The following is a 5,355-nucleotide window of genomic DNA, read 5'->3' as shown; positions in this document are numbered from 1 at the left end:
GACATAGACCTTCCATGGCTGCATGTTGGTGCCGGATGGGGCACGCGCCGCAACCGCCAGAATGGCGCGGATGGTTTCGTCGTCGACCATGTCGGGCAGGAATGCGCGCACCGAACGGCGCGACAGGATCGCCTCGTCGACAATCTCGGCATCGCCCGCAATTCGGGGGTTATTTTCCAGCATGGGCCGTCCCTTACCCTTTGTCTCGATCGGACGTCCCCACTCGCCGCTCTCGGCGGAGCCTTTGCATGAACCGTCAAAATCGCGCAAGCAAATCTTGTGCATCCGTGAAAATCTACTTGATTTTTTCATGAGCTTGACTTCTCATGAAATTTGGCCAGATTTTTTCATAAAGTGAGCGCTTTGCCTTCGACTACCGCTAGAACATTGCAGGTACCTGACGAACGCGTGCTGGCCGGCGATATCAGGGCCCTGCGCAAGGCGCGCGGGCTGACACTCGCCGAGATCGGCTCGAAGCTTGGCCGTTCGGTCGGCTGGGTCAGCCAGGTCGAGCGCGGTCTGTCGACGCCGTCGCTCGGTGACCTCCGAGCCTTCGCCGAACTGTTCGGCGTGCCGATCAGCCTGTTCTTCAGCCATGACGTACCTGTCGAAAGCGAGCGCGGCGTGGTCGTGCGCGCTGGCAGGCGCCGCACGCTTGGCACAAGCGAATCCGGCCTGGTGGAGGAGCTTCTGTCGCCCGATCTCGGCGGTAGCTTCGAGATGGTGCGTTCGGTCTTCGCGCCGGGCGCGGAACTGAAGGCCGAGGCGCAGCGGCCGACCGAAGAAGCTGGATACGTCGCCTCCGGGCTGTTCGACATCGAGATCGGAGGTGTCTGGCATCGGCTTGGCGAAGGCGACTCCTTTCGCTTTGAAGGCAAGCCTTACCGCTGGCGCAATCCGGGCGCGGAGCCTGCAATTGTCATCTGGGTGGTTTCACCACCCGTCTATTGAGTTCAAGTTTGGAGAAGAACATGGCGGGTTTGCCGAGCACGGCGCGCGTGGTGATCATCGGAGGCGGTGCCGTCGGCACTTCCGCGCTCTACCATCTCGCCAAGGCGGGCTGGACCGACTGCGTGCTCTTGGAAAAGAACGAGCTGACTTCGGGCTCGACCTGGCATGCCGCCGGCAACGTGCCGACTTTCTCCTCGTCCTGGTCGCTGATGAACATGCAGCGCTATTCGACCGAGCTTTATCGCGGGCTGGCCGACGCGGTCGACTATCCCATGAACTATCACGTCACCGGCTCGCTGCGCCTTGCCCACACGAAAGAGCGCATGCAGGAATTTCAGCGCGCCAAGGGCATGGGCCGCTACCAGGGTATGGACATCGACATCGTCGGCGTCGACGAGATCCAGCGCCGCTATCCCTTCATCGAGACGCATGATTTGAAAGGCGCGCTCTACGACCCGAGCGACGGCGACATCGATCCGGCGCAGCTCACCCAGGCGCTGGCCAAGGGCGCGCGCGACATGGGCGCGAAGATCATCCGCTTCTGCCCGGTCACAGGCGTGCGCCGCGAGAACGACGAGTGGGTGGTCGAGACGGCGCAAGGTGAGATCCGCTGCGAGATCGTCGTCAATGCCGCCGGCTACCGCGCCGCCGAAGTCGGCCGGATGTTCGGCCGCGACGTGCCGATGATGGTGATGAGCCATCAGTACATATTGTTCGAGGAGATTCCCGAACTGGCGGCATGGTCGAAGGAACAGGGCAAGAAACTGCCGCTGCTGCGCGACGTCGACACCTCCTACTATCTGCGCCAGGAGAAGAACGGGATGAATCTCGGCCCCTATGAGCGCAATTGCCGCGCGCATTGGGCCAGCCACAACGACCCGATGCCGGAGGATTTTTCCTTTCAATTGTTCCCCGACGACCTCGACCGGCTGGAACATTATCTGGCCGATGCCGTCGCCCGCGTGCCGATCCTTGGCACCGCCGGCCTGTCCAAGGTGATCAACGGGCCGATCCCCTACACGCCGGACGGCAACCCGCTGATCGGCCCGATGCCCGGGGTTCCCAATGCCTTCGAGGCCTGCGTCTTCACCTTCGGCATTGCCCAGGGTGGCGGCGCCGGCAAGGTGCTGGCCGAATGGGTGACAGAGGGCCGGACCGAATGGGACATGTGGTCGTGCGACCCGCGCCGCTTCACTTCCTTTGCCTCGGCGCCGGACTACTGCGTCGCCAAGGGCATGGAGATCTACGGCAACGAATATGCCATCCAGTTCCCGCGCCATGCCTGGCCGGAAGGCCGCGACCGCAAGCTGTCGCCGATCCATGATCGCATCAAGGCGCTCGGCGGCCGCTTCGACGCCTATAATGGCTGGGAGCGTGCCACCTGGTACGCACAAGACGGCGATGACATTTCCGAGGAAGCCACGCTGACCTTCCGCCGCGACGGACCGTGGCATCATCGCGTGCGCGAGGAGTGCCTGGCCGTGCGCGATGCCGCCGGCATTTTGGACCTGCCGGGCTTCTCGCGCTTCAACCTCGACGGTCCCGGTGCCGCCGAATGGCTGAGCCTGCAGGTCACCGGGCTGGTGCCGAAGGCAGGCCGCATCGGTCTCGTCTATTTCGCCGACGACAAGGGCCGCATCGTCACCGAAATGTCCGTGGTGCGCCACGACGACAACCTGATGACGCTGATCACCGCGGCGGTCGCGCAGTGGCACGATTTCGAATGGCTGAAATCGCGCATGCCCAAGGATGCGCCGTTCAGGCTGATCGACCGGACCGAGGAATTCTCGACCCAGATCCTGGCCGGCCCCAACTCGCGGAAAATCCTCGCCGATGTCTGCGAAGCCGACCTCACTTTGCCATGGCTGACGCATCAGGAGACAAAGATCGCCGGTCGCTGGGCCAAACTCGTGCGCGTCTCCTTCGCCGGCGAACTCGGCTGGGAAATCCACACCAGGGTGGACGACACATCAGCCATCTTCGACGCCGTCTGCGCGGCAGGCCAGCAACATGGGCTGAAGCCGTTCGGCATGTATGCGTTGGATTCACTCAGGCTTGAAAAAGGCTACCGCACCTGGAAGGGCGACCTGTCGACCGACTATTCGATCCTGCAGGGCGGGTTGGAGCGCTTCGTCAAATGGGACAAGCCCGATTTCCGTGGCAAGGCTGCACTCCAGAACGAAAAGCAGCAAGGCGTGAAGAAGCGCTTCGTCACGCTGGTTATAGAGAACCCGGGCGACTGCGACGCCCCTTCGGTGTCGACGCTCTGGCATGACGGCAAGATCGTCGGCGAGACGACGTCCGGCGGTTGGGGCCACCGGGTCGACAAGTCGATCGCGCTCGGCATGCTGCGCGCCGATCTGGCCGAGCCAGGCACATCAGTCGAGGTCGAAATCTTCGGTGACCGCTTTCAGGCGATCGTGCAGAAGGATGAACCGTTGTGGGATCCGAAGAACGAAAGGCTGCGCGCATGAAGAAAATCATCCTCACCGATGGCGGCATGGGCCAGGAACTGGTCCGCCGCAGCAAATCCGAGCCGACGCCGCTATGGTCAGCCCGGGTGCTGATCGACGAACCGGATCTGGTGCGCGACCTGCACGCGGAATTCATCCGTGCCGGCGCCCGTGTCATCACCATCAACACCTATTCGGCAACACCCGAACGCCTGGCGCGCGAGGGCGCGGAAGACCTCTTCAAGCCGTTGCAGAAGCGCGGCATCGAATTGGCCAGACAGGCCCGCGACGAGGCCGGCGATGCAGCCATCGCCGGCTGCCTATCGCCGCTTTTCGGCAGCTATGCACCGGCACTGACCATTTCCTTCGAGGACACGCTCGATATTTACCGCCGCATCGTTGCCGAGCAGGCCGATGGCGTCGACCTGTTCCTGTGTGAAACCATGGCGTCGGCGGACGAAGCCCGCGCGGCGGTCACCGCGGCATCGGAAAGCGGCAAGCCGGTATGGGTGTCGTGGACGCTGGCCGACCACGGCAAGCCGCGGCTGCGCAGCGGCGAAGCGATAGCCACCGCGGCAAGCGCGCTCGACGGCCTGGCAGTCGCCGCGCGGCTGGTCAATTGCTGCCGGCCGGAAGCAATCGCCGCGGCTTTGCCTGAACTGATCGGCCTCGGCGGCCCGGTCGGCGCCTACGCCAATGGCTTCACGTCAACCGAAGCACTCAAGCACGGCGGCACCGTCGATGTGCTGCACGCTCGTCACGACCTTGGCCCGGATGCCTATGCCGACCAGGCGATCGGCTGGGTCGAGGCTGGGGCAAGCATCGTTGGCGGCTGCTGCGAAGTCGGACCACCGCACATCGCCGCTCTGCGCGACCGGCTCGAACAGGCCGGCTACGAAATTTCGGGAGTTTTGCATGCCTAGACCATCATCGCGCATTTCCGGCATCGTGCCTTCGGGCAAGGACGGCTGGGAAGTCCATTTCGCCGCCTGGACGCGCAAGGAGGCCGGCGAAGACATCATCATGCTGTCGGTCGGCGACCATGATTTCGACACGCCTTCGCAGACGATCGAAGCCTGTGTGACCGCGGTTCGCGGCAGCAATCATCACTACACCCCGCTTCCCGGCCTGCCGCGCCTGCGCAAGGCGATGGCGGCGGCCTCGAGCGCCTGCACCGGCGTCGAGACGTCGCCGGATCAGGTGATCGCCACGCCGGGCGGCCAGGCCGCACTCTATGCGGCCGTGCAGGGCGTGCTCGACCAGGGCGACCACGCCATCGTCGTGGCGCCCTATTATGCCACCTATCCCAACACGTTCAGCGCCGCAGGCGCTGACTTCACCGTCGTCGAGACACCGGCCGAGGATGGCTTCCAGCCACGTGCCGACATGATCCGCGCGGCAATCCGGCCGAACACGCGCGCTATCCTGATCAACACGCCGAACAATCCGACAGGTGCGGTCTATTCGCGCGAGCGGCTGGAGCAACTGGCAGAAGTCTGCCGGGAGCACGACCTCTGGCTGCTGTCGGACGAAGTCTACTGGACGCTCGGCGGCGGCGAGCACGTCTCGCCGCGCTCGCTGCCAGGGATGGCCGAGCGCACGCTGGTCATCAATTCGATGTCCAAGAGCCACGGCATGACCGGCTGGCGCATGGGCTGGCTGACGGGACCGGAGGAGATGATCACGCTCATGATCAATCTCAATCTGGTGACGACCTACGGCCTGCCGGCCTTCATCTCGATCGCCTGTTCCGAGGCGCTGGAGAACCGTTACGGCGTCAAGGAGATCGCCGAACGTTACGCGGCACGCCGCACCGTCTTGCTCGACGCCGTGCGGGGCATGAACGACGTGACCGTGCGCGGTTCGGAGGGCGGCATGTATGTCATGCTCGACATCTCGGCCGTCGAACCGGACGATGAGAAATTCGCCTGGGCCCTGCTCGACAAGGAAA

5 protein-coding genes are annotated in these 5,355 nt (G+C 64.0%); 4 read left to right on the top strand and 1 reads right to left on the bottom strand.

Going from position 1 to position 5,355, the window contains the following annotated elements:
* On the bottom strand, nt 1–183 hold a 183-nt coding region (locus EN939_RS38120; RefSeq protein WP_206528309.1), incomplete at its 3' end, for a nitroreductase family protein.
* 204 nt (nt 184–387) lie between these two features.
* Between EN939_RS38120 and EN939_RS19660 the strand changes: the two genes are divergently transcribed.
* The 4 genes from EN939_RS19660 to EN939_RS19645 form a co-directional block, all read left to right on the top strand.
* Entirely contained in the window at nt 388–951 is a 564-nt protein-coding gene (locus tag EN939_RS19660; protein WP_127269323.1) for a helix-turn-helix domain-containing protein, read from the top strand.
* Nucleotides 952–971: 20 nt separating this feature from the next.
* Entirely contained in the window at nt 972–3,425 is a 2,454-nt protein-coding gene (locus EN939_RS19655) for a GcvT family protein (RefSeq protein WP_127269322.1), read from the top strand.
* Nucleotides 3,422–4,327: a homocysteine S-methyltransferase family protein gene (locus EN939_RS19650; protein ID WP_127269321.1), complete on the top strand. Its 906-nt coding sequence runs from the start codon at nt 3,422–3,424 to the stop codon at nt 4,325–4,327. Before EN939_RS19655 ends, EN939_RS19650 begins: the two co-directional genes overlap by 4 nt.
* Nucleotides 4,320–5,355, top strand: a 1,036-nt coding sequence (locus tag EN939_RS19645; protein ID WP_164751086.1) for a pyridoxal phosphate-dependent aminotransferase, incomplete at its 3' end; no start/stop codon positions are given. The genes EN939_RS19650 and EN939_RS19645, both read left to right, overlap by 8 nt.

The organism is Mesorhizobium sp. M7A.F.Ca.CA.002.05.1.1 (genome assembly GCF_003998335.1).
Lineage (GTDB): Bacteria > Pseudomonadota > Alphaproteobacteria > Rhizobiales > Rhizobiaceae > Mesorhizobium.
The sequence above is the reverse complement of the archived record's forward strand: the minus strand, read 5'-3'. Positions and strand labels throughout refer to the sequence as shown.